The 23,452-nt window shown below is 72.7% G+C and carries 19 protein-coding genes, 1 tRNA gene and 1 pseudogene; 5 read left to right on the top strand and 16 right to left on the bottom strand.

Annotation, left to right across the window (positions count from 1 at the left end):
• Nucleotides 1-13 precede the first annotated feature (13 nt).
• The 13 genes from hpnH to ACZ7KX_RS06120 all read right to left on the bottom strand — a co-directional run bounded on the left by hpnH (nt 14) and on the right by ACZ7KX_RS06120 (nt 14,273).
• Nucleotides 14-1,042, bottom strand: a complete 1,029-nt coding sequence (gene hpnH, locus ACZ7KX_RS06180; protein WP_470325524.1) for an adenosyl-hopene transferase HpnH — start codon at nt 1,040-1,042, stop codon at nt 14-16.
• 2 nt (nt 1,043-1,044) lie between these two features.
• Nucleotides 1,045-1,725 (bottom strand): 5'-methylthioadenosine/S-adenosylhomocysteine nucleosidase family protein, encoded by a 681-nt coding sequence (locus ACZ7KX_RS06175; protein WP_470325523.1) that lies wholly within the window; start codon nt 1,723-1,725, stop codon nt 1,045-1,047.
• Entirely contained in the window at nt 1,722-3,803 is a 2,082-nt protein-coding gene (shc, locus tag ACZ7KX_RS06170) for a squalene--hopene cyclase (RefSeq protein WP_470325522.1), read from the bottom strand. Before shc ends, ACZ7KX_RS06175 begins: the two co-directional genes overlap by 4 nt.
• 7 nt (nt 3,804-3,810) lie before the next feature.
• A complete protein-coding gene (locus tag ACZ7KX_RS06165) occupies nt 3,811-4,899 on the bottom strand; it encodes a polyprenyl synthetase family protein (protein ID WP_396553413.1) in 1,089 nt (362 codons plus the stop codon).
• 242 nt (nt 4,900-5,141) lie between these two features.
• Nucleotides 5,142-6,575: a hydroxysqualene dehydroxylase HpnE gene (hpnE, locus tag ACZ7KX_RS06160; RefSeq protein WP_470325521.1), complete on the bottom strand. Its 1,434-nt coding sequence runs from the start codon at nt 6,573-6,575 to the stop codon at nt 5,142-5,144.
• A 127-nt stretch (nt 6,576-6,702) separates the two neighbouring features.
• The gene (gene hpnD / locus ACZ7KX_RS06155) at nt 6,703-7,560 is read right to left on the bottom strand and encodes a presqualene diphosphate synthase HpnD (protein ID WP_350524277.1); all 858 of its coding nucleotides are present in this window, start codon (nt 7,558-7,560) and stop codon (nt 6,703-6,705) included.
• A 41-nt stretch (nt 7,561-7,601) separates the two neighbouring features.
• On the bottom strand, nt 7,602-8,549 hold the full coding sequence (gene hpnC / locus ACZ7KX_RS06150; protein WP_470325520.1) for a squalene synthase HpnC: 948 nt from the start codon (nt 8,547-8,549) through the stop codon (nt 7,602-7,604).
• Between the two features lie 313 nt (nt 8,550-8,862).
• Nucleotides 8,863-9,672, bottom strand: coding sequence for an ABC transporter ATP-binding protein (locus tag ACZ7KX_RS06145; protein WP_470325519.1), 810 nt, complete (start codon nt 9,670-9,672; stop codon nt 8,863-8,865).
• Nucleotides 9,665-10,606, bottom strand: a complete 942-nt coding sequence (locus tag ACZ7KX_RS06140) for an ABC transporter permease (protein WP_470325518.1) — start codon at nt 10,604-10,606, stop codon at nt 9,665-9,667. Before ACZ7KX_RS06140 ends, ACZ7KX_RS06145 begins: the two co-directional genes overlap by 8 nt.
• A 137-nt stretch (nt 10,607-10,743) precedes the next feature.
• Nucleotides 10,744-11,643 (bottom strand): glycosyltransferase family 2 protein, encoded by a 900-nt coding sequence (locus tag ACZ7KX_RS06135; RefSeq protein ID WP_470325517.1) that lies wholly within the window; start codon nt 11,641-11,643, stop codon nt 10,744-10,746.
• On the bottom strand, nt 11,640-12,377 hold the full coding sequence (locus ACZ7KX_RS06130) for a CDP-alcohol phosphatidyltransferase family protein (protein WP_350524276.1): 738 nt from the start codon (nt 12,375-12,377) through the stop codon (nt 11,640-11,642). The genes ACZ7KX_RS06135 and ACZ7KX_RS06130 overlap by 4 nt, the downstream gene beginning before the upstream one ends.
• Before the next feature lie 91 nt (nt 12,378-12,468).
• Nucleotides 12,469-13,530 (bottom strand): iron-containing alcohol dehydrogenase family protein, encoded by a 1,062-nt coding sequence (locus ACZ7KX_RS06125; RefSeq protein ID WP_470325516.1) that lies wholly within the window; start codon nt 13,528-13,530, stop codon nt 12,469-12,471.
• Entirely contained in the window at nt 13,518-14,273 is a 756-nt protein-coding gene (locus ACZ7KX_RS06120) for a phosphocholine cytidylyltransferase family protein (protein WP_350524220.1), read from the bottom strand. The genes ACZ7KX_RS06125 and ACZ7KX_RS06120 overlap by 13 nt, the downstream gene beginning before the upstream one ends.
• 522 nt (nt 14,274-14,795) lie before the next feature.
• Between ACZ7KX_RS06120 and idi the strand changes: the two genes are divergently transcribed.
• Nucleotides 14,796-15,443: an isopentenyl-diphosphate Delta-isomerase gene (gene idi / locus ACZ7KX_RS06115; RefSeq protein WP_470325515.1), complete on the top strand. Its 648-nt coding sequence runs from the start codon at nt 14,796-14,798 to the stop codon at nt 15,441-15,443.
• 35 nt (nt 15,444-15,478) lie between these two features.
• Here idi and ACZ7KX_RS06110 read toward each other — a convergent pair whose 3' ends face one another.
• Nucleotides 15,479-16,060, bottom strand: coding sequence for an ATP-binding protein (locus ACZ7KX_RS06110; RefSeq protein ID WP_470325514.1), 582 nt, complete (start codon nt 16,058-16,060; stop codon nt 15,479-15,481).
• Between the two features lie 333 nt (nt 16,061-16,393).
• On the opposite strand from ACZ7KX_RS06110, the gene ACZ7KX_RS06105 reads away from it, so the two are divergent.
• Nucleotides 16,394-16,478: transfer RNA gene (locus ACZ7KX_RS06105), tRNA-Leu, on the top strand.
• Nucleotides 16,479-16,773: 295 nt separating this feature from the next.
• Nucleotides 16,774-18,432: an APC family permease gene (locus ACZ7KX_RS06100; protein WP_470325513.1), complete on the top strand. Its 1,659-nt coding sequence runs from the start codon at nt 16,774-16,776 to the stop codon at nt 18,430-18,432.
• 163 nt (nt 18,433-18,595) lie between these two features.
• Here ACZ7KX_RS06100 and ACZ7KX_RS06095 read toward each other — a convergent pair whose 3' ends face one another.
• Nucleotides 18,596-19,597, bottom strand: coding sequence for a class I SAM-dependent methyltransferase (locus tag ACZ7KX_RS06095; RefSeq protein WP_470325512.1), 1,002 nt, complete (start codon nt 19,595-19,597; stop codon nt 18,596-18,598).
• Nucleotides 19,598-19,941: 344 nt separating this feature from the next.
• Here ACZ7KX_RS06095 and ACZ7KX_RS06090 point away from each other — a divergent pair.
• Nucleotides 19,942-20,259 (top strand): annotated as a pseudogene (locus ACZ7KX_RS06090) (DUF6624 domain-containing protein); the annotation flags it as partial.
• A 112-nt stretch (nt 20,260-20,371) separates the two neighbouring features.
• Complete coding sequence (locus ACZ7KX_RS06085) at nt 20,372-21,799, top strand: aldehyde dehydrogenase family protein (RefSeq protein WP_470325511.1); 1,428 nt, start codon at nt 20,372-20,374, stop codon at nt 21,797-21,799.
• A 193-nt stretch (nt 21,800-21,992) separates the two neighbouring features.
• Here the strand turns inward: ACZ7KX_RS06085 and ACZ7KX_RS06080 are convergent, their stop codons facing one another.
• Nucleotides 21,993-23,450 (bottom strand): glycine hydroxymethyltransferase, encoded by a 1,458-nt coding sequence (locus tag ACZ7KX_RS06080; protein WP_470325510.1) that lies wholly within the window; start codon nt 23,448-23,450, stop codon nt 21,993-21,995.
• Nucleotides 23,451-23,452 lie beyond the last annotated feature (2 nt).

Here is a 23,452-nt window from a genome sequence, read left to right as displayed (position 1 = left end):
GTCAACTCCCGGCTCAGCGGCCCTTGTTGCCGCTGACGGTCTCGGTGATGGCGCGCAGCGACTGCTGCAGCGAGCCCATGGTCGCGAGGACGGCCGTCGGCTCGTAGCCGCAGTGCGCCATGCAGTTGGCGCAGCGGGGGTCCCTGCCGCGGCCGTACTTGCTCCAGTCGGTCTTCTCGACCAGCTCGCGGTAGGTCGGCACGTAGCCGTCGGCCATCAGGTAGCAGGGCCGCTGCCAGCCGAACAGCGAGTAGTTGGGGATGCCCCAGGGGGTGCACTCGAAGTCGGCCTTGCCCTCCAGGAAGTCCAGGAAGAGCGGGCTGTGGTTGAGCCGCCAGCGCCTGCGGTTGCCGCCGGCGAAGGCCTTGCGGAACAGCTCCCGGGTCTGCTCGACGCCGAGGAAGTGCTCCTGGTCGGGGGCCTTCTCGTAGGCGTAGGCGGGCGAGATCATCATCTCGTCCACCTTCAGCTCGTCGTTGAGGTAGTCCAGGACGTCGATGACGGTCTGCGGGGTGTCGGTGTTGAAGAAGGTGCTGTTGGTGGTGACCCGGAAGCCGCGCCGCTTGGCCTCCTTGATCGCCGCCACCGCCTCGTCGAAGGTGCCCTCCTTGGCCACCGACTCGTCGTGCCGCTCGCGCAGGCCGTCGATGTGCACGGCGAAGGTGAAGTACGGCGAGGGCGTGAACTTGTCCATCTTCTTGCGCATCAGCAGCGCGTTGGTGCACAGGAACACGTACTTGCGCCGCTCGACCAGCTGGCGGACGATCTCGTCGATCTGCGGGTGCATCAGCGGCTCGCCGCCGGCGATCGAGACCATCGGGGCACCCGACTCCAGGACCGCACCCACCGCCTGGGCGACGGGCATCCGCTGCTTCAGGACGCCCGCCGGGTGCTGGATCTTGCCGCAGCCCTCGCAGGCGAGGTTGCAGGCGAAGAGCGGTTCCAGTTCCACGATCAGCGGGAACTTGTCCCGTCGCTTGAGCAGTTTCTGCTGCATGAGGTAGGTGCCGACCCGCACGGTCTGGCGCAACGGCATGGCCATGGCTAGCTCGCCTCCTGGGGGAGCGTCGAGGATGTGGGGTGGTTCAGGTCTGCGGGGCGGGGCAGGAGCTCCTGGCGGTACCAGTCGACCAGGGCGGGGACGGTCGCCCGCAGGGTCCGCCAGGCCCGTACCCCGGCCGGGAGGGTGCCGGGGCGCAGCAGCTCGTGTTCGGGGGTGTCGACCACCACCCGCAGGACGGCCGCGGGCAGCGCGGGCTGCACCTCCCGCAGCACGGCCAGGACGGCGGCGGCCTCCATGTCGACGGCGAGCGCGCCCTGCAGGTGCAGTGCCCGGCGCTCGATGCCGCGCACCACGTGGTCGGCGGTGTGGTGCACCCCGGTGTGCACGGTCAGGCCGCGTTCCTTCAGCGCCCGGGTGAGCTCCGGCCCGGAGCCGACCGGGTAGAGGTGCCCCTCCGCGTCGCGCACGCCGTCGGCCGCGACGACGTCGCCCGGCTGCACGCCCGGTCCGAGCGCGGCGCCGAAGCCGGCCACGACGACCGCGCCGTAGGCGCGGGGGGCGGGGCCGAGCAGCTGTCGCACGGTCAGCCCGGCGCGCCGCCGGCCGACGCCGGTGCGCACCAGCACCGGGGGTCCGCCGGTCGCGCCGCGCCAGTCGCCGCCGCGCAGGGCCCAGACCTCGGGGCCCAGGGCGCAGAGCACCAGCAGGGGGGCGGTGGTCACCGCGCCGCCCCGATCGTCGGGGTGCCGGTCGTCCGTCCGGTGCCCGGGCTGCCGTGGAGGTAGCGGCCGAGCGCGGTGACCGGGAAGACCAGTCGGTACAGGTGGTAGTTGATGGAGAAGTCCCAGGGGAAGCCGGTGCCGGTGAACTGTGGCTCGTCCCAGGTGCCCTCGGGCAGCTGGGTGCGCACCAGCCAGTCCACGCCGCGCTCCACCGCGGGGTTGGCCCGGCCGTCCGGGCCCTCGCCGGCGGCCAGCAGCGCCATCAGGGCCCACGCGGTCTGCGAGGCGGTGGAGTCGCCGCGCCCGGCCCAGCGCGCGGGGTCGTCGTAGGAGCGCATGTCCTCGCCCCAGCCGCCGTCGGTGTTCTGCCGGTCCTCCAGCCAGCGCACGGCCCGGCGGATCGCCGGGTGCTCGTCCGGGACGCCGGCCGCGACCAGCGCGGGCAGCACCGAGCCGGTGCCGTAGATGTAGTTGGTGCCCCAGCGGCCGAACCAGGAGCCGTCCGCCTCCTGGTTGCGCAGCAGCCACTCGATGCCGCGCCGGGTCCGGGGGTCGCGGGCGCGTCCGGTCTCCGCGAGCATCTCCACCACGTGGGCGGTGACGTCGGCGGACGGCGGGTCGACCACCTCGCCGAAGTCGCAGAACGGCAGCTTGTTGGGCAGCGTGCTGGTGTTGTCGACGTCGAAGGCGCCCCAGGCGCCGTTCTTGGACTGCATGCCGAGGTTCCACAGCACGCCGCGGTCCACCGCCGCGTCGACCTTGGCAGGGTCGGGGTGGTCCACCCGGCGCAGCGCCAGGACCACCTCGGCGGTGTCGTCGATGTCGGGGTAGGTGTCGTTCTCGAACTCGAAGGCCCAGCCGCCGGCGGGGAGCCCGGGCCGCTGGACGGCCCAGTCGCCGCGCTTGCGGATCTCCTCGCCGAGCATCCAGTCGACGGCGGAGACCAGCGCCGGGTGGTCGGCGGGGACCCCGGCGTCGACCAGTGCGATGGTGGCAAGGCAGGTGTCCCACACCGGGGACTGGCAGGCCTCCAGCCAGCGCCTGCCGTCCTCGGTGTGCACGGTGAAGCGGTCGAAGGAGGAGAGTCCGGCCTGCACCACCGGGTGCTCCAGCTCGTAGCCCTCCAGGTGCAGGGCGATCAGCGAGTAGACGGCGGGGGGCTGGATGCCGCCCCAGCAGCCGTCGGCCTCCTGCCGTTCGACGATCCAGCGGCAGGCCTGGGAGACGGCCAGGCGGCGCAGCGGGCGGAAGGCCCGGCGGTGGTAGGCGTGCAGCGCCTTGTCGAGGCGTTCGAACAGGCCGTCCCAGGTGGTGGCGGGGGCGAGCGGCCGTTCGGGGTACGGGTCGTCCGGGTCGGTGTGCAGCTCGGTGAGCGGGAAGGGCGCCGGGCGGACGGGCCGGTGGGCCGAGACGACGGTCAGCGGGACGATGGTCTGGCGGGCCCAGCAGCCGAAGGCGTAGATGTTCAGCGGCAGCCACTTGGGCAGGAAGATGATCTCGGGCGGCATCTCGGGCAGGCGGTCCCAGGGCCACCAGCCGAACAGCGCGAGCCAGATCCGGGTGAACACCCGGGCGGCCGCGATGCCTCCCGCGGAGCGGACGTAGCGGGCGGCGGCCGCCATGTGGGGGGCGGTCGGGTCGTCGCCGGCCAGTCTGAGCGCGACGTAGGCCTCGACGGTGGTGGACAGTTCGGGCGGCCCGCCGTGGAAGGTGGACCAGGTGCCGTCCTCACGCTGCTGGGAGCGGATCCACTCGGCGGTGGCGTTCGTCTGTTCCTCGGTCCGGATCCCGAGGAACTGGCGGAGCAGTAAATCCTCGGCGTCCATGGTGACGTTGGTTTCCAGGTCACCCTTCCACCACCCCTCGGAGGACTGCAGGGAGAGCAGGTGGGTGGTGGCGCGGGCCAGGGCCTCCCGCGCGTCGGCCGGTCGGAGGTCCGCCTCACCGGCCGGCCGGAGCTGGTCGGCGTCCTCGGGCTGCCACCGCCCCGTGCCCAGCAGGGCCGGGGGGCGGTCGCCCACCGCGACCGGCTCGGGATCGTACTCAGGGTCGAGCCGGCCGTCCGCGGTTGCTGTCAACGTAACGTCACCTCTCTCGTACCACCACGAATTCGGCGAGTGCGACGAAGTGCTCGCGCACCTCGTCGGACATGGGCACCTCGTCCAGGGCGGCGAGGGCAGTCGTGTGCTGGCGGCGGGCCTCCTCCTGGGTCCAGGCGCGGCCGCCGGCCTCCTCGATCAGCGCGGCCCGGGCGGCGAGCTCGGGCTCGCTCTCCTCCCCGCGTCCCTTCGGGTCGGCGAGTTGCTCGGCGAGCCGGCGCGAGGCCGGACCGCCCTCGGCCAGTGCGGCGGCGACCGGCAGGGACTTCTTGCGCTGGCGCAGGTCTCCCCAGTGCGGCTTGCCGGTGACCTCGGTGGCGCCCCAGATGCCGAGCAGGTCGTCCACCGCCTGGAAGGCCAGCCCCAGGTGGTGGCCGTAGCGCTGGAGGGAGTCGGAGACCTTGTCGTCGGCCCCGGCCAGGACGGCACCGATCGCCGAGGCGGCGGCCAGCAGGGCCGCCGTCTTCCCGCCCTCCATCTCCAGGCACTCCGCGACGGTCACGGTGTCGCGCTGTTCGAAGGCGACGTCCCGGGCCTGGCCGTCGATCAGCCGGCGGGTCGCCGTGGTGAGCAGCCGGACGGCCCGCGCGGCGTCGGTGGGGCTCGCGCCGCCCGTCACCGCGGCGTCGAGCAGCACCTCCGTGCCGAGCGTCGCCAGGGCGTCGCCGACCAGGATCGCCTGGGCCGGCCCGAAGACCGTCCAGGCGGTCGCCCGGTGCCGTCGGGTCTCGTCACCGTCCATCAGATCATCATGGAGCAGGGAGAAGTTGTGCACCAGTTCAACAGCGACCCCGCCGGGCACCCCCGCCTCGGCCGCCGCACCGGTGGCCTGCGCGGACAGCAGGGCCAGCGCCGGACGCACGGCCTTGCCGCCGTCGCCCGTGACCGGTGTGCCGTCCCGGTCGATCCAGCCGAAGTGATAGGCCGCGACGGTGTCCATCGGTGCGGCCAAACGGGCGACGGCGGCCCGTAGCGGCGGGGTGCAGAGCGTACGGCTGCGGGCGAGCAGCTCCGGCACCGAGACCGGTTCGGCGTGCGCCGTGCCTCCGACGGCGAAGCCGGTGCGTGACTCCACGTGCGTTCCCTCTCCCTGGTGCCCGACCGCACGGGGCGGCCGGGTGCTGTCGGTGCGGCTGGTGTCGATTCGTGTGGTGCCGGTGGCGGTGACGCGGGTGCCGGAGGCCCCGGTCCGGCCGCTCCGGCCGACGGCGCCGGTTCCGCCGGTTCCGTCGGTTCCGTCGCTCCCGCCGGTTCCGTCGATGCGCACGACGGTACGCCGGTCGGCTCTGGCGGGCTCTCCGGCGGCGCGGCCCGTCGTCACCTGGGCCACCTCCCGTCGCCGTGGTCCACCGGCACCCCGGCGCCGACGGCGGCGAGCGCGGCGTCGGCGGCGGCGTGGCCGCTGCGCACGGCGCCCTCCATGGTCGCGGGCCAGCCGGTGGCCGTCCACGAGCCGGCCAGCAGCAGGCCGGGCACCCCGGTGCGGGCCGACGGGCGCAGCGCTGCGCTGCCCGGAGCCGGGTCGAAGGTCGCGGTGCGCTCGCGGGTGACGAAGAAGTCGAGCACCCGGGCCCCGGCCGCGGCCGGCAGCAGCCGTTCCAGCTCGGGCAGGTAGCGGCTGCGCAGCTCGGCGACCGGCAGGTCGATCTCGTCCTGCACGGCGGACTGCGAGAGCGCCAGGTACTGGGCGCCCGGGTGGGCCCGGCCGAGCTCGGTGGCGGCCAGGCCGGAGTGCGCGGTGCGGTCGAAGACCCACTGGACCGGGGAGCCGAGGGCGGCGAAGAACGGCCGGCGCAGCAGCTTGCGGTCGTAGATCACGTGCACGTTGAGGATCGGCGTGGTGCCGAACCCGGCGAGCCGCTCCTGGCCCGGGACGGCGTTCGGCGGCAGCAGGGCGGCCGCGCTGTCCTGGGCGCCGGCCAGGACGACCGTGTCGGCGGTGAGCAGCTCACCGCCCTCCAGGCGGACGGCGTGCTGCGGCGCGGCCGGCTTGAGCTCGGCCACCCGGGAGCGCAGCAGCACCGTCACGCCGGCGCGCTCCAGCTCGGCGAGCGCCCGGTCGTGGTGGATCGCGCCCAGCGGGGCTGCGGCGATGCCGATGTCGGCGGCGCCGGGGTCGGACAGCAGACCGGTCTGGAACACCTTCGCCGCGAGCGCCATCGACACCTGGTCGGCCCGCCCGTTCAGGGTGGCGACGCCGACCAGGTCCCACAGGGCCGCCTGGGTGGCGGCGTTCTGCCCGTTGTCGCGCAGCCACTCGCCGAAGGAGATCCGGTCCAGCGCCGGGTCGGCGAGGTCCAGGCCCTTCAGCGCGAGCGCGCCGCGGACCACCCGGGCGCGGTCGGCCGGGGACAGGTGCGGGTAGCGGGCGAGACTGGCGGCCAGGTGCAGCGGGACGGGCAGGCCGGCCCGCCGCAGCCGGCCGAGGGTGCGCACGGGGGCGTCGTCGGGGCCGGTGACGGAGAGCACCGGGACGTCGAGGCGGTCCTGCAGGTGGACCAGGCGGGTGGCGCCGAGCCGCTCCAGCAGGCCGCGGTAGGCGGTGCAGCAGCGCAGGTAGACGTGCTGGCCGTTGTCGACGGTGAGCTCGCCGCGCCGGAAGGAGAACGCCAGGCCGCCGAGCCGGGGGCGGCCCTCGGCGAGGGTGACCCGGTGACCGGCCTCGGCCAGGCGCAGCGCCGCGGTGATCCCGGCCAGACCGCCGCCGACCACGATGGCGGCCGGGCGCGCGGCAACGGCTCGCCCGGTCATCGGCCCTCCCCCTCGCAGTCGCTGGACCGCCGGGAGGCGGTCGCTGAAGCCGGTACCCGTTCGGTCAACACGGAACTGCCCGCACGTGATTCCCCGCTGACACAGCGTGACAGAACGGTGGCGAGAATCAAGAACGCCCCCCGGCGAGCCCGGAAAGCGCCACGTACGCCTTCTCCCAGCCCGGCAGCGAGACCCGGCCGCGCAGCACCGACTCGGGATCGGCGGCGATCCGGCCGAGCAGCCGGTGGTAGATCCCGGCCATGGCGGCGGTGCAGGCGCGGCTGCGGCGGTCGAGCATCGGCAGCAGCCGCAGGCCCTCCTCGAAGGCGGCCTGGGCGCGGGCGGCCTCGAAGGCCACCAGGCCGGTGAAGTCCGCGCCGACCGGCGGCTTGGGCAGCGCGAAGCCCTGCTCGCAGCCGAACCGGACGAGGTCCTCGGTGGGCAGGTAGGTGCGGCCGTTCAGGGCGTCCTCGCGCAGGTCGCGCAGGATGTTGGTGAGCTGCAGCGCCAGGCCCAGGGTGTCCGCGTAGCGCGCCCCGAGCTCGGGGTCGTCGCAGCCGTAGACGCCCAGCGAGAGCCGACCGATCGCCCCCGCGACGCAGCGGCAGTAGACCTTCAGCTCCTCGTACGTCTGGTACTCGGCGCCCTTGAGGTCCATCTCGACGCCGTCGATCAGCTCGTCGAAGCCGCCGAGCGGGACCGGGAAGCGCCGGGCCGTGTCGGCCAGGGCGACCTTGATCGGGTCGGTGTCGTCCTCGGCGACCACCCCGGAACGGACCTCGTCCACCAGTTCCCGGGTGCGCAGCAGCGCCTCGGCCTTCCGGTCGGACGGGAGGTCGCCGTCGCCGATGTCGTCCACCCGGCGGGCCAGGGCGTACAGGGCCGACATGGCCAGCCGCTTGGGTTCGGGCAGCAGCCGGATGCCGTAGCTGAAGTTGCGCGCCTGCAGACCGGTGACTGCCTCGCAGTACCGGTACGCCGCCATGACCTGGGCCGACGCCAGTGGTGATGCCGCCACTCGGGCGTTCACCTTCCCTTCGCGAAGATGGCCGCCGCCTTCGCTGCGAGGCGGCGCTTGTCCGGCTTCGCCTGCCGGGCGAGCACGTCGTACCCGGCGTCCTCCACGGCCGCCAGGGCCGCGTACCCGCCGGCGGTGAATCCCGCCAGGAGCAGTCGAAGCCTCCCCCGAACCGTACCTACCAATGGTGCGCCGTGATCGAGCAGGGTGCGGGCCCGCTCCGCCTCGAAGGCGATCAGCTCCCGCACCGCGCCGTCGGCGGAGGGGGCGGCGAGGTCGGCCTCGGTCACGCCGAAGCGTTCCATGTCCTCGGCGGGGAGGTAGATCCGGCCGTGGCGCAGGTCCTCGGCCACGTCCTGCAGGTGTTCGACCACCTGGAGGGCGCTGCAGACGGCGTCGGAGAGTTCGATCCGCTCGGGGGTGGAGACGCCCGCGATGGCCAGGACGAGGCGGCCGACGGGGTCGGCGGAGAGGGTGCAGTAGCCGATCAGGTCGTCGTACGTGGCGTAGCGGGCGGTGGTCTGGTCCACCCGGTTGGCCTCGATCAGACGGCGGAACGGCTCGGGGGTCAGGCCGTGCCGGTCGACCAGCGGGACGAGGGCCCGCATCAGCGGGTGGCGCGGGGCCTCGGCGCCGGAGGGGTGCAGCGCCTTCTCGAAGACCCGGTCGAGGTCGTGCTCCAGCCCGTCGAGCAGGGCGAGGCGGAAGGCGACCTCGTGCGCGGTCGGCGGGCCGGACTGCTCCGAAGGGGTGACCGGGGGCATCCGCTCGACCCCGAGCACGCGGGCGGTGGCGGCCGGGTCGGCCAGGTCGCCGTCGCCGGCGTCGTCGACGAGGCGGGCGAAGCCGTACACCGCCATCAGGTCGTCGCGCCAGGCCGCGGGCAGGAAGAACGGGGCGACCGGGAAGTTCTCGGCCCCCGCCTTCTCCAGGGTCTGACCTGCGGAACGGTTCACCGGCGTATCACTGGGCTGGGCCGAAGCCGACACTGCTGTCACTCCCCCGTTCTACACCGCTGGGTACCACCGGCCCGACTCGGACACGCGTCCGAGCGCGGGCGTCACGTACGGCACAGCGCCCCCGCGACTACCAGCCTGACACCCCGGGGCGCGCCGGAGAAGAGCGCCCCGCCCGCGGACCGGGGCGCTCACCCCTGCGGCGGCGGCCACCCGGGGCACCGGCGGGGCACGCCGCAGGGCCGGTCCCGGAGGTTCCGGAACCGGCCCTGGTGGCGGGGTGGCTCAGCCGGGCACCGCGGGGCGCACGGTGCTACGGGCGCTCGCCGCGCTCGTAGCGGCCGACGACCTCGTCGGTCGGGCCGTCCATGATCAGCTCGCCGGCCTCGATCCAGATGGTCCGCTCGCAGACCTCGCGGATCGAGTTGTTGTCGTGGCTGACCAGGAAGACCGTACCGGCGGACCCGCGCAGCTCGTCGATGCGCCGCTTGCTGCGCTGCTGGAAGGCCTGGTCACCGGTGGCCAGGGCCTCGTCGATCAGCAGCACGTCGTGGGTCTTCGCCGCGGCGATCGAGAAGCGCAGGCGGGCGCCCATGCCGGACGAGTAGGTGCGCATCGGCAGGGAGATGAAGTCGCCCTTGTCGTTGATGCCGGAGAAGTCGACGATGTCCTGGTAGCGCGCCCGGACGTCGGCCGGGGACATCCCCATCGCCAGGCAACCCAGGACGACGTTGCGCTCGCCGGTGAGCTCGTTCATCAGCGCGGCGTTGACGCCCAGCAGCGAGGGCTGGCCGTTGGTGTAGATGCCGCCCTTCTCGGTCGGCAGCAGGCCCGCGATGGCGGCCAGCATGGTCGACTTGCCGGAGCCGTTGGAGCCGATCAGGCCGATCGCCTCACCCTTGTACGCGGTGAAGCTGATGCCCTTGACCGCGTGCACCTCGCGCACGCCGGCGGCGCGCCTGCGGCTGAGGATGCGGCTCAGGGCCGAGGTGGCGCTGCCCTTGCCGGAGCCGGCGCCGTGCACCCGGTAGACGATGTGCACGTCGTCGACGACGACGGTGGGCTCGCGGGCCACGTCCGTGTCCCGGACGTTGCCGTTCTTGCTCAGGTCGACGTCAGCCACGGCCGTACTCCTCCTCGGCCTTCCAGAAGAAGACGTATCCGATGACGAACATCCCGACGCCCCAGGCGAGGCCGTACACCCACTGGTGCGGCGGCAGGGACTGGTGGGGGTTCTGGTGCGGGTTGTAGATGATCGGCGCGAAGGCGTGCCGCAGCAGGTCCATGTAGACCGAGGCCGGGTTGATGTTGCAGATCACCTGGATGTAGTGCGGCCACTTGTGGACGCGGTCCTGGATGCTGAACATCACGCCGGACAGGAACATCCACGCGCGCATCACGAACGGGATCAGCTGGGAGATGTCGCTGGTCTTGGCGCCGATCCGGGCCATGATCAGGGAGATGCCGGTGTTGAACAGGGTCTGCAGGATCAGCGCCGGGACGATCAGCAGCCAGGTCTTGCCCGGGGCGATACCGCTGGCCAGGACGGTCACGACCAGGACGACCATCGAGATCAGCAGCTGCTGGAGCTGGATCACGGTGAAGGCGATCGGCAGGCTGGCACGGGGGAAGTGCAGCGCCCGGATCAGGCCGAGGTTGTCCGAGATCGCCCGGGTGCCGGACTGCACCGCGTTCTGGGTGAACTGGAACACGAACACGCCGATGCAGAGCCAGGCGATGTAGGTGTTCGGCGGGAAGCCGTCCTTGCTCGACAGGATCACGCCGAAGACCAGGTAGAAGACCGCGCAGTTGAGCAGCGGGGTCACGACCTGCCACAGCTGGCCGAGCTTGGCGTCGGTGTACTGGGCCACCAGGCGGGCGGTGGCGAAGGCCCAGATGAAGTGGCGCCGGGCCCAGAGCTGCTTGGTGTAGGCGAACAGACCCGGCCGGGCGCCGCTCACCGACAGACCGTACTTGTCCGCAAGCTGCTTGGGGGTCAGGCCCGCGTCCACCCCCCTGGGGGTCGAGAGGCTGACGGGTTCACTCACTGTCGACACATTCGTCCTTCACGCGGGATCGGTCGGGGCGGCCGGTCGGCGGGGGTCCGCCGGCGGCGCCGATGGGGATCCACTGGATCTCGGGGGAGCCGGCCGGTGTGTGGCCACCGGCCGCGGCGATCGATCATTCGATCAGATCAGATGATCGGTGGTCGGCCCAGCCTGGTCAGTTGCCAAACGGTACGCCATCGCATGGGCCGTCGCGGACCGCAGGGTTCGCGCCAGCCCGCCCGGAATCCGCCCCACCAGGCCTTCAGCGCCTCGGGGGAGGGGCGGCGGGCCAGGGTGAGCAGAAGCCAGGTTCCCAGATAGAGAGGCACCAGAAGGGCCGGAAGGTTCCGCCTCGCGAGCCAAACCCGGTTTCGGGCCACGTTGTGGAAGTAGGTGGCGTGCCGGGCCGGGGAGGTCGTGGGGTGGTGCAGCACCACGTCCGCCCGGTAGTCGATGGCCCAGCCGGCGTCCGCCGCGCGCCACGCGAGGTCGGTCTCCTCGTGGGCGTAGAAGAAGTCGGCGGGCAGCTGGCCGGCCTCCTCGAACACCTTGCAGCGCACGGCGCTCGCGCCGCCCAGGAAGGTGGTCACCCGGGAGGAGCGCAGCGGGTCGCTGGCGCGCAGCCGGGGGACGTGCCGCCGCTGGGTGACCCCGGTGTCCGGGTCGGCGATCCGGAAGGACACGATGCCCAGCTCCGGGTCGGCGGCGAAGGCCTCGCGCAGCAGCCGGGCGGAGTCGGTGCGCGGCAGGTGGCCGTCGTCGTCCAGGAAGAGGACGGCGTCCACGTCCTCGCCGTCCCGGCCGAACAGCTCGATGCCGACGTTGCGGCCACCCGGGATGCCGAGGTTCTCCGGCAGCTCGACGGTGCGCACGCCCTCCGGCAGCGGGGGCAGCGGGGCGCCGTTGGCGACCACGGCCAGCTCGACCGCGGGACCCTCCTGGGCGCGGACTGACTCGATCAGGGCGTTGAGCTCGGCGGGCCGGTTGCCCATCGTGATGATCACGGCGCCGAGGCGGAAGCTCTCCGCGGTGGTCGGGCCGGTCATCGCAGCCTGCTCGACAGGACGATGCTCAGCAGGTGCAGAACGGTCTGCAGCATGGCGATCGCCGCCAGGACGACCACCGCGAGCCGGGTGAAGAAGAGCCCGCCGTGCACGGCGTCGGCGATCCCGGCCGCGAGGATGAACAGCGAGGCCTCGACCGCACCGACCAGGCGGTGGAACTTCAGCAGGGAGGCCGCCTTGCGGGCCTTGGCGACGGTGGCCGAGCGCGGCACCGAGGCGCTGTCCTCGACGGCCGTCAGGCCGCTGCGGGCCCGGGCCACGTCCACCAGGTCCGTCTCGGACTTGATCAGGATCGCACCGAGCGCGGCCAGCGTGCCCAGGAAGGCCCACTCCCAGTGGGAGCCGCCGCCCTCGCGGTGCAGCAGGTCGGTGGCGCGCAGGCCGAGGCCGGTCAGCAGGGCCGCCTCGGACATGTAGTGGCCGACCCGGTCCAGGTAGACGCCGGTCAGCGAGGTCTGCCGGCGCCAGCGGGCCACCTCGCCGTCCACGCAGTCCAGCAGCAGGTAGACCTGGATCAGCAGGGCGCCCAGGACCGCGCCCGCGATGCCCGGCACGACCAGCGCCAGGCCGGCCAGGATGCCGGTGAACATCATCAGGTAGGTCAGGCCGTTGGGCGTGATCGCCGTCATGGTGGAGAGCACGCGGGTGATCCGCAGCGAGATCTTCCGCATGTACAGGCGCCCGGCCCAGTGCTCGGCGCTACGGCGCTGGAGCATGCCCTCCGGATGGATCACCGCGCGCAGCTCCTCGATGGAGGGCCGGCGGGTCAGGTCCACCGGGGGCCGTTCGGCTCCCGCGGTGGAGGGGTCAGCTGTTGACGGCTTGGACATAGTCGGCGTACGCGTCCCTGATTGCGGAAGGGGAGAGGTCGAGGTGTTCGAGGATGGTGAAGCGCCCCGGTCGGGTGTTCGGAGCGTAGTGCACCGCTTCGGTGAACTCCGCCTCGGTGAAGCCGATCTGAGCCGCGGTCACCGGCAGTCCGTGGCTCGCCAGGCGCTCCACGATCAGACCGGTCAGCTCGTGCTCGCCCCGCAGGAAGCTGGCGAACGCGGCGCCGAGGCCGACCTGCTCGCCGTGCTGGGCGGACCGCTTGGGGAACAGCACGTCCAGGGCGTGGCAGATCTCGTGGCAGGCGCCCGACGAGGGCCGGCTGCTGCCCGCGATGTTCATCGCGATGCCGGACAGTACCAGGGCCTCGGCGAGCGCTGTCAGGAGGTCCTGATCCTGAGTGTTTCCTGGGTGCCGCAGCAGGTTCTCGCCCGCCGAGCGGGCCATCGCGATGGCCAGTCCGTCCACCGGTTCACCGGTGACCGCGTGCGACAACTCCCAGTCGGCGCAGGCCGAGATGTTGGAGACGACGTCCCCGATGCCGGCCGCCACGAAGCGCGCCGGGGCCTGCCGGATCACGTCCAGGTCGACGATGATGCCGATCGGGCTGGGCACCCCGTAGGAGCCGCGGCCGGCGTCGTTGTCGAGGGTGGAGACCGGCGAGCAGATGCCGTCGTGGGCCAGGTTGGTGGCGACCGCGACCAGCGGCAGGCCGACCCGGGCGGCGGCGTACTTGGCGACGTCGATGATCTTGCCGCCGCCGAGGCCGACGATCGCGTCGTAGTGCCCGCCGCGCGTCGCCTCGGCCAACTGCACCGCGCTGTCCAGGCTGCCGTCGTCCACGTTGTACCAGTCGGCGCCCGGCAGGGCCGGCTCCAGGCGTCGGCGCATGGCGGCGCCGGAGCCGTTGCTGATCGCCACCGCGATCCGGCCCGACGCCGACAGCCGCTGGTCCGCGAGGATCCCGCCGAGCGCGTCCAGCGCGCCCGAGCGGATCTCCACGAACAGCGGCGACGGGACCAGTCGGGTCAGTACCGGCACGCGATCTCCCGCGCCTTCGCCAGGTCGTCGTGGTTGTCGACCTCGACCCAGGAGACCTCGCCGATCGGCTGCACGTCGATCCGCAGGCCGCGGTCGACCATCTCCTGGTAGCCGTCCTCGTAGTACAGCTGCGGGTCGCGCTCGTAGGTGGCGCGCAGCGCGTCGGTGAGGTCGGCGGCGGCGGACGGGTTGATCACGGTGACGCCGATGTACTCGCCGCTCGCCTCGGAGGGGTCCATCAGCTTGGTGATGCGGCGCATCCCGGCGGCCGGGTCGACGACGACCTTCATCTCCTCGTCGGCGAGCTTCTTCACCGTGTCGAGGGCGAGCAGGATGCCGGGGGCCGCACCGTCGTCGAGGAGGCGCCGGTTGCCCTCCAGCATGGTGCGCTGGACGGAGGCGGGGTGGACGGTGTCGCCGTTGGCCAGCAGCAGGCCCTCGCCGAACAGCTCGCGGGCGCACCAGAGCGAGTACGCGTTGTTCCACTCCTCGGCCTTGTCGTTCTCGACCAGGTGGAGCTTGACGCCGTACTTGCTCTCCAGGGCGTCCTTGCGGTCGTACACCGCCTCCTTGCGGTAGCCGACGACGATCGCGGCCTCGCGCAGTCCGACCTCGGCGAAGTTGCCGAGGGTGAGGTCCAGGACGGTCCGCTCCCCGTCGACCGGCACCAGCGCCTTGGGCAGGGTGTCGGTGTACGGGCGCAGCCGGCGGCCGGCGCCGGCTGCCAGAACGAGGCCGATCATGCGGGGTCTCCTGATCCGTCGTGCTGTGCGCGCGGGCCGTGCCGAGGGAGGCGGCGCCGCTTCGCCGGACCGGTGTGCGACCCGGCCGGGCAGCGGCGCGCCGGTACCGGCACGGATCCGGGCACCGTGTCGTATGTGATGGTAGGCGACGTGGACGACCGGCCCGAACGCGCCCGGAGACGGGACGGTGACGGAGGGGTGACCGGGGGACGGCGCCGGGGAGCGGGCCGACGTCCGGGCCCGGCCGGGCCCGCGGGCTCGAACGCCCCCCGAACGCACGTCGAACGATTCTGCGACGATCATGACCCTTACGAGGGCTTCCGGGACCCTTCTCTGCTCGAATTCCTTCTCCTCCGGGTCATGATCCGCCCGGTTGTGCGTGGGACCCCTACCCGGTGCCACCCATACGGCAGACTGGAGCCCGACGCCGGCGCCGGTGCCCCCGCTGCGTCCGCCGTGCGCCACCCGGTGCGCCGGACGCACCCGATGCTCCCGTTGCTCCCGCCCCCGGAAAGAGGCCCCATGCCCCAGAGTCTGCCGACCGAGCCGACCCATTTCGACGCCGAGGTCGACACCGGTCTCGACGTGGAGACCGATGTGTCGGCCGACCCCCGGACCGCCCCGGCCACCGTTACCGAGATCCTGTTGGAACTGGTCGACGACGAGGGCGTGACGATCGGCACCGCCGAGAAGCACTGGGCCCACCAGCAGCCGGGCCGCCTGCACCGCGCCTTCTCGGTCTTCCTCTTCGACCGCCAGGGCCGCCTGCTGCTCCAGCGCCGGGCGCTGGGCAAGTACCACTCCCCCGGCGTCTGGTCGAACACCTGCTGCGGCCACCCGTACCCGGACGAGCCGCCCTTCGTCGCCGCCGCCCGGCGCACCGCGGAGGAGCTGGGCGTCGCACCGGCGCTGCTCTGCGAGGCCGGCACCGTCCGCTACGACCTGCCGGACGAGGCCTCCGGGCTGATCGAGCGGGAGTGGAACCACCTCTTCGTGGGACTGGTCACCGCTCCGGTCCGGCCGAACCCGGACGAGGTGGACGACTTCGCCTTCGTGACGGCGCAGGAGCTGCGGGAGCTGCGGGCCGAGCGGCCCTTCTCGGTCTGGTTCGAGACCGTCTTCGAGGCTGCGCTGCCCGGGATCCGGGAGATCGCCGGACGGGACTGGTAGGCGCTCCGGCCGCCTCGCCCGCCCCGGCGGACCGGTCAGCGGTCGGACTCCGGGGGGACGGGCAGCGAGGCCCAGATGACCTTGCCGCCCTCCCCGGTCCGCTCGACGTCGCACACCCCGCCCGCCTGCAGCGTGACGCTCTTCACCAGCAGCAGGCCGCGACCGCCGGTGCGTCCGGTGTCGTTCTCCAGCGCCTTCGGCCGGTACGGGTCGCCGTCCTCGACCGACACCCGCACCCAGCCGCCGCGCACCGACAGCTCGGTGACCACCTCGGGCGAGAGTTCGGCCGCGTGCGTCACCGCGTTGCTCACCAGCTCCGAGACGATCAGCAGCAGGTCGTCCACCAGCTCCTGGTAGCGCACCCCGGCCATGCCCTGGGCCAGCAGGCGGTCGCGCACCGCGTGCCTGGTGCGCGGCACCGAGGCCTCGGCGGCGGGCACCGGGAACCGCCACACCCCCTCGACGGGGCCGTGCGCCGGACCGCCGGGCGCCGCGACGGCGTCGCCCTGCCCCTCCCCCGGCCTGCCGCGTCTCGGTTCGGCCTCCGCCGTCCCGCTGATCTGCTCCACGTCCAGCCGCCCTTCGTCCGCGACCCGGGAATCAGGCGATCCGCTCATGGCGCCCTCGGTCCACAGAGGCTAGGAGAGCGGTCGCGACGGCTGCGGCACCGTCGACAACTTGCCCGTGTCGGACCGCTTCCGGCCGGAACCGATCGCGGGCGGCACCGGAGTCGACCGGTTCCTTCGCGGTCGCCATCGCTTCGGGCCCGGTTCGAGTGTGTTCGCCAGCCGTACCAACGTGTGCGCCGGAGCCGCCGGGGCCCCGGGGCGGCTCCGGCGGCCCCGGGGGCGCGGGCCGGAGGAAGCGCAGGTGAGAAGCACTCCAGAACCCTGGTAATGTTCTCTCTGTCGCCGAGGGGGCGAGAGAAAAACCCCCGGAGCACACACCCCGTCCGGGTGGCGGAATGGCAGACGCGCTAGCTTGAGGTGCTAGTGCCCTTTATCGGGCGTGGGGGTTCAAGTCCCCCCTCGGACACAGCCGAATTCCCCGTGGGATCCGAAAGGAACCCACGGGGAATTTCCTTTTTCCCCGCCCGACTCCCCGGCCGGCCCCGACCGCCACCCCCGTGGCGGTGCGGCGCGGCCTCTTCGCGGGGTCCGTCGGTCCGGAAACCGGACACGAGATGGCAACGATCGAACGGTTTGAGCTTCCTCTGAGGTATTCGCCCGTTTTTGGACCATAAGCTGCTGTGCGTTTGTCCGGAATACCGACTCAAAACAGCAAAAACACCGACACCACCCGATGAACCCCGAGCGAAAGGACCGATACGTTGAGTGAGCCCGAATCCTCGACGGCGTCTCACCAGAACTACCGCCGATCGCTCGGCACCGTCAGCCTGACCGCGGTCGGGCTGGGGTCGATCATCGGATCCGGGTGGTTGTTCGGTGCCGAGCGGGCCGCCAAGCTCGCCGGGCCGGCCTCGATCCTCGCCTGGGTGATCGGTGCCGCGGTGGCGCTGACCATCGCCCTCACCTACAGCGAGCTGGGCTCGATGTTCCCCAAGGCCGGCGGCATGGTCCGGTACGGCCAGTACTCGCACGGCTCGCTGGCCGGCTACCTGGCGGCCTGGGCCAACTGGATCGCCATCGTCTCGGTCATCCCCGGTGAGGCCACCGCCTCCGTGCAGTACATGAGCTCCTGGCACTTCGGCTGGGCCAAGGGGCTCTACAACGGTCAGGAGCTCACCCTCAGCGGTGTGGCGCTCGCCAGCGTGCTGCTGCTCGTCTACTTCGCCCTCAACTGGTTCGCGATCACGCTGTTCGCCAAGACCAACACGGCGATCACCGTCTTCAAGGTCGTCGTGCCGACGCTCACCGCCGGTGCGCTGCTGCTCGCGCACTTCGACACCGCGCACTTCACCGACCACGGCGGCTTCGCGCCGAACGGCTGGAGCGCGGTCTTCACCGCCGTCGCGGTCTCCGGCATCGTGTGGGCCTTCAACGGCTTCCAGTCGCCGCTGAACCTGGCCGGCGAGGCCAAGGACCCCGGCAAGTCGCTGCCCAAGGCCGTCATCGGCTCGATCCTGATCGCCCTGGTGATCTACGTCGCGCTGCAGATCGCCTTCCTCGGCGCCATCCCGGCCGCCGACCTCTCGGGCGGCTGGAGCAGCCTCTCCTACACCTCGCCGCTGGCCGACCTGGCCATCGCCTGGGGCATCAACTGGCTGGCGATCCTGCTCTACGCGGACGCCTTCGTCTCGCCCTCCGGCACCGGCATGATCTACGCCGCCACCACCTCGCGCATGATCCACGGCGTGCAGGAGAACGGCCACCTGCCGAAGCTCTTCGGCAAGGTCGACGCCAAGACCGGCATCCCGCGCCCGGCGCTGGTGCTCAACCTGGTCGTCGCCTTCCTGTTCCTCGCGGTCTTCCGCGGCTGGGGCTCGCTGGCCGAGATCGTCTCGGTGGCCACCGTGATCTCGTACATCACCGGCCCGGTCGCCGTGATGGCCCTGCGCCGCCTCGCCCCGGACCTGCCGCGCCCGGTGCGGCTGCGCGCCATGCCGGTCATCGCCCCGGTCGCGATGGTTTTCGGCTCGCTGGTGCTGTACTGGGCCCGCTGGCCGCTCACCGGCAAGGTCATCCTGCTGATGGCCGCCGGCCTGCCGATCTGGGCCTGGTACGAGCTGCGCAAGCCGTTCGCCGAGCTGAAGCCGCACCTCCTGGCCGGCGCCTGGATGGTCGCCTACCTGTTCGTGATGGCCGGTGTCTCCTGGGCCGGCAGCACCGACTTCGGCGGGCAGGGCTACCTGCCCGAGGGCTGGGACCTGCTGATCGTGGCCGCGATCGGGCTGGCGTTCTACTACTGGGGCGTCGCCAGCGCCTGGGCCAACCCGTCGCTGGCCGCCGTCCGCCAGGAGATGGCGGACGACCAGGACGCCCAGGACGCCCAGGCTCCCGTCGAGGCGGGCGAGCCCTCGCGGGTCTGAGCCACCGCAGCACGTGACGTGCCGGAGGGCCGGTGTTCCGACCGGCCCTCCGGCGTCTTCGGAGCCGTACGACGGGGGAGCTGTGCGCCTTCCGGGACCGCACGGCTGCCGGCGTCGACCTCGGCATCGACCTCGGTGTCGTCCGAGGGGGCTCGCGCCCCGGTCAGCCGCGGCGGGCGCGGCGGATCGCGGAGGTGACGACCGGCGGCAGGAGGTCCCGGGCGGCGCGCTTGGCGACGTTGACGGGGCGGCGTGCCTCGGCGGCCCGGGCCCGTCTGGCGGCCAGGTCGACGGCGGCCTCGTCGTGGGCCGACCGGAGCGCCCGGCGGGCCTCGACCGCGGACTGCTCGGCCTCGCGCCGGGCGGCCTCGGCGGCCAGTCGCTCCCGGTGGCGGGAGCCGCGGAAGCGGTCGATGCCCTCCGAGTCACCGGTCATGCGCAGCACCTGGCGGCCGTTGACGGTCTCGGCGCTCAGCTGACAGCCGACCGCGAGGTCGACCCGGTCCAGCAGCTCGCGCTGGAACGGCTCCACGTCCCCCCAGGTGCCGTAGAACTTGCACTCGGTGAGCAGGATCGGCTTCAGCCCGTGGTTGAACACGGCCTCCCAGGTCGCGGCCGCGACGCCCGGGGTGTGCTGGGAACGGTAGTCGTCCAGCACGACGACGCCCTGCTCCTGCAGCGCGACCCGGGCGACCTGGAGGTCCCCCACGACGTGCTCGTACAGGTGGGAGGCGTCGATGTGGATGAAGCGGAACGCGCCGACGGGAATGTGGCCGCGGGACAGGACGGAGGTCGGCGCCTGGATGATCTCCGGCAGCTCGTCGTGGAAGGCGAGGTAGTTGCGCTCGAAGGCCTCGCGGGTCAGCGTCTTCCGGTAGGACAGGTCCATCTCGGCCGCGTTCTCCTCGTCGGGCGCGTCCGAGTCGAAGAGGTCGCAGACGGTGAACGTCTCGCCGGGCTGGAGGTGCTCGCCGATCACGATCGCGCTGCGGCCGAGGTAGGCCCCCATCTCCAGCAGGTCGCCGGTGACACCGGCCTTCTCCTGACGCCCCAGGAACCAGTCGAAGGAGTGCCGGTCGTGGTCCCAGAACCACCCCGGGACGTCATCCAGGCTCGCCGGCTCGGCGGCCTGCTGCGACTCGCCCGGGAACGCGGCGTCGGTCATGGAAGCTCCTTCGGGGCACGGGTGGACCTGTGGATCTCTAACCGGACCTCAGCGGAAGCGGGAGTTCCGGGCCGGTCGCAGAATGCGCCGACCCGACCGTACGCGCGCGCACGTCGAAGTGTCGTCAGCTTTAAACCCCCGCAGCTGAGTTCACTGCAATGTACCTGCGTGCCGACCACTGTGTGGAGGTCTTGGCCGGGGGAGTTTCCGGAACCGTCACGGAACCGCCGGAGGGTGAACACGGCGCATCCCGAGCGTGGATCCATTATGTCCCGATCGGGGTCCGCGGGGCACCGTCCGGATGATCTCCGTCTCGGCGTCCGCGCCCGGCTTTGGGGACCGGCGGCCCCGAGGCGGCCCGGGCGGGCTGGCTCCTCGCCCAGCACGCGGACCGGCAACTCGACGTCCAGCGGCGGGCGGTGACACTGACGGGCGAGGCCGTCGCGCGCGGCGAGGCGAGCCCGCGCGACCTCGCCTTCCTCCAGGACCGACTGGCCGTCACCGAGGGCCGTGAGCAGCGCTACGGCACCCGGATCGGTGCGGTGACGGACCGTCGGCCGGTGCCGTGGCCGCGCGAGGAGGCGGAGCGGCTGGACGAGCGGCGCGCCGAGGTGGGCATCGAGCCGTTCGACGAGTCCACCGCACGGTTCGCCCCGCACTGACCGGCAAGTCTGCCGGTCCGGATTGACCCTTGCGCGCTGCCGCCCGGCCGTTTTGACTGGCCTCCGACTAGCACTGTCGGTCAATCGGCTGATCCTACGAGAGGACAACTCGGTGCAGGAGTACGCGGAGTACGGCGACCAGTACATCGACGGCTCTTGGCGGCCCTCCGGGGACCCCGGTTCGATCGCCGTGCTGAACCCCGCGACCGAGCAGGTGCTCGCCACCGTGCCGGCCGGTGGGACCGCCGACGTCGACGCGGCGGTGGCGGCGGCCCGCCGGGCCGCCCGGAGCTGGGCCGCGACCACCCGCGAGGAGCGGCTGGACCTGCTGACCCGGCTGCGGGACGGGCTCGCCGCCGCGCAGAACGAGATCACCGGGACGGTGGTCGCCGAGCTGGGCGCCCCGGTCGGCTTCACCGCCGCCGTGCACGCCGGGCTGCCGCTGACCGTGGCGACCTCCTACCTGACCCTGCTCGCCGATCACCCCTTCGAGGAGCGCATCGGCAACTCGGTGGTGCACGCCGAGCCGGCCGGAGTGGTCGCGGCGATCACCCCGTGGAACTACCCGCTGCACCAGATCGTCGCCAAGGTCGTCCCCGCGCTGGCGGCCGGCTGCCCGGTGGTCCTCAAGCCCGCCGAGCAAACCCCCCTGGTGGCCCGGCTGTTCGCCCGGCTGGTGCACGAGGCGGGCTTCCCGGCCGGCGTGTTCAACCTGGTCACCGGCACCGGGGAGGCGGCGGGCGCGGCGCTCGTCGCCCACCCGGAGGTGGACGTGGTCTCCTTCACCGGCTCCACCGCCGTCGGCCGGCAGGTCGCCGCGACGGCCGGCCGGGACCTCAAGCGGGTCGCCCTGGAGCTGGGGGGCAAGTCGGCCAACGTGGTTCTGCCGGGCTCCAACATCACCCGCGCGGTCAAGGCCAACGTCGCCGGGGTCTTCGCCAACTCGGGCCAGACCTGCAGCGCCTGGACCCGCCTGCTGGTCCACGAGGACCAGTACGAGGAGGCCGTCGCCCGGGCCGCCAAGGCCGCCGCCCAGTACGTGCCCGGCGACCCGACCGACCCGCAGACCCGGATCGGTCCGGTGGCCAGCGCCGAGCAGCTGGCCCGGGTGCGCGGCTACATCGACGGCGCACTGGCCGAGGGCGCCCGGCTGGTCGTCGGCGGCTCGGAACCGGTCGCCGGACTGCCCACCGGTTTCTACGTCCGCCCGACCGTGCTCGCCGACGTGAAGCCGGACATGGCGGTCGCCCAGGAGGAGGTCTTCGGCCCGGTCCTGGTGATCCTCGCCTACCGCGACGAGGACCACGCCGTCGAGCTCGCCAACGGCACCCCGTACGGCCTGGCCGGCGGCGTCTGGGCCCGCGACACCGACACCGCCGCCGCCTTCGCCCGCCGCCTCGACACCGGCCAGGTCGACCTCAACGGCGGGCGCTTCAACCCCCTCGCCCCCTTCGGCGGCTACAAGGACTCCGGCCTCGGGCGCGAACTGGGGCGTCACGGGCTGGAGGAGTTCCTGCAGTACAAGTCGCTGCAGTACTAGCCACTACACCGGGGCCGGACGTGGCCCGGGGTCGTCGGCGGAGGTGCCGGCGGCCCCGGGCGTCCGGGTGCTCGGGGTGTTCCGGGTGCTCGGGGCTTTCCTGGCGTTGCCGGTGTTCCCGTTGGTTCAGGCACTCCCGGTGTGCCCGGGCGTTTCGGGCGTTCCCGGCGGGTGCGGTAGCCCGGGGTGCCGGTCAGACCAGGTCGACGCCCGGGTAGAGCGGGTACGGGGCGAGGAGGTCGGCGGCGCGCTTGGCGGTGGCGTCGCGCAGGGCCGGGTCGAGGCCGTAGCCGGCCTTGGACGGGGTGCCGCCGGCAGCGGTGGTGGGGGTGGTGGCGCGCAGGACGGTGTCGATCAGCTCGGCGATCTCGTCCATCTCGGCGACGCCGAGGCCGCGGGTGGTGAGGGCCGGGGTGCCGATCCGGATGCCGGAGGTGTACCAGGCGCCGTTCGGGTCCTGCGGGACGGAGTTGCGGTTGGTGACGATGCCCGAGTCGAGCAACGCCGCCTCGGCCTGGCGGCCGGTCAGGCCGTAGCCGGAGACGTCGGCGAGCACGAGGTGGTTGTCGGTGCCGCCGGTGACCAGCGTTCCGCCGCGGCGCAGCAGGCCCTCGGCGAGCGCCCGGGCGTTGTCGACGACGGCGTGGGCGTAGGCCTGGAACTCGGGGCGGCGGGCCTCGGCGAAGGCGACGGCCTTGGCGGCCATGACGTGCGAGAGCGGGCCGCCGAGCACCAGCGGGCAGCCGCGGTCGACGTGTTCGGCCAGTTCGGCGGTGCAGAGCACCATGCCGCCGCGCGGGCCGCGCAGGGACTTGTGGGTGGTCGTGGTGACGATGTGGGCGTGCCGGACGGGGTCGTGGTCGCCGGTCAGCACCTTGCCCGCGACCAGGCCGGCGAAGTGCGCCATGTCGACCATCAGGGTGGCACCGACCTCGTCCGCGATCTCGCGCATGGTGCGGAAGTCCACCAGCCGCGGGTACGCGGAGTAGCCCGCCACGATGATCAGCGGGCGGAACTCGCGGGCGGTCTCGCGCAGCGCGTCGTAGTCGATCAGGCCGGTGACCGGGTCGGTGCCGTAGCTGCGCTGCTCGAACATCTTGCCCGAGATGTTGGGGCGGAAGCCGTGGGTGAGGTGGCCGCCGGTGTCCAGGGACATGCCGAGCATGCGCTGGTTGCCGAGCTCGTGGCGCAGCTTCGCCCAGTCCTCCTCGGTGAGGTCGTTGACGTTGCGGACCTCGGCACGCTCCAGGGCCGGGCTCTCGACCCGCTGGGAGAGGACGGCCCAGAAGGCGGTGAGGTTGGCGTCGATGCCGGAGTGCGGCTGGACGTAGGCGTGGTCGGCGCCGAACAGCTCGCGGGCGTGCTCGGCGGCGATGGCCTCGACGGTGTCGACGTTGCGGCAGCCCGCGTAGAAGCGGCGGCCCACGGTGCCCTCGGCGTACTTGTCGCTGAGCCAGTTGCCCATGGCGAGGAGGACGGCCGGGGAGGCGTAGTTCTCGCTGGCGATCAGCTTGAGCGAGGCGCGCTGGTCGGCGAGTTCCCGGCCGATGGCGGCGGCGATCCGCGGTTCGACGCCGGCGACGACGTCGAGGGCACTGCGGAACGCGGTGTCGGCGGCGGGGGTCGCGGCGGTGTGGGGCTGCTGGGCCAAGG

Source organism: Kitasatospora sp. NPDC038210 (assembly GCF_055600605.1).
The sequence above is the reverse complement of the archived record's forward strand: the minus strand, read 5'-3'. Positions and strand labels throughout refer to the sequence as shown.

Excerpts from the sequence above, each read along its gene's own strand:
- ACZ7KX_RS06130 (WP_350524276.1), bottom strand. The coding sequence starts at position 12,377 with ATGCTCCAGCGCCGTAGCGCCGAGCACTGGGCCGGGCGCCTGTACATG.
- idi (WP_470325515.1), top strand. The coding sequence starts at position 14,796 with ATGCCCCAGAGTCTGCCGACCGAGCCGACCCATTTCGACGCCGAGGTC.
- ACZ7KX_RS06095 (WP_470325512.1), bottom strand. The coding sequence starts at position 19,597 with ATGACCGACGCCGCGTTCCCGGGCGAGTCGCAGCAGGCCGCCGAGCCG.
- ACZ7KX_RS06120 (WP_350524220.1), bottom strand. The coding sequence starts at position 14,273 with ATGATCGGCCTCGTTCTGGCAGCCGGCGCCGGCCGCCGGCTGCGCCCG.
- hpnD (WP_350524277.1), bottom strand. The coding sequence starts at position 7,560 with ATGGCGGCGTACCGGTACTGCGAGGCAGTCACCGGTCTGCAGGCGCGC.
- ACZ7KX_RS06135 (WP_470325517.1), bottom strand. The coding sequence starts at position 11,643 with ATGACCGGCCCGACCACCGCGGAGAGCTTCCGCCTCGGCGCCGTGATC.
- hpnE (WP_470325521.1), bottom strand. The coding sequence starts at position 6,575 with ATGACCGGGCGAGCCGTTGCCGCGCGCCCGGCCGCCATCGTGGTCGGC.
- hpnH (WP_470325524.1), bottom strand. The coding sequence starts at position 1,042 with ATGGCCATGCCGTTGCGCCAGACCGTGCGGGTCGGCACCTACCTCATG.
- ACZ7KX_RS06110 (WP_470325514.1), bottom strand. The coding sequence starts at position 16,060 with ATGAGCGGATCGCCTGATTCCCGGGTCGCGGACGAAGGGCGGCTGGAC.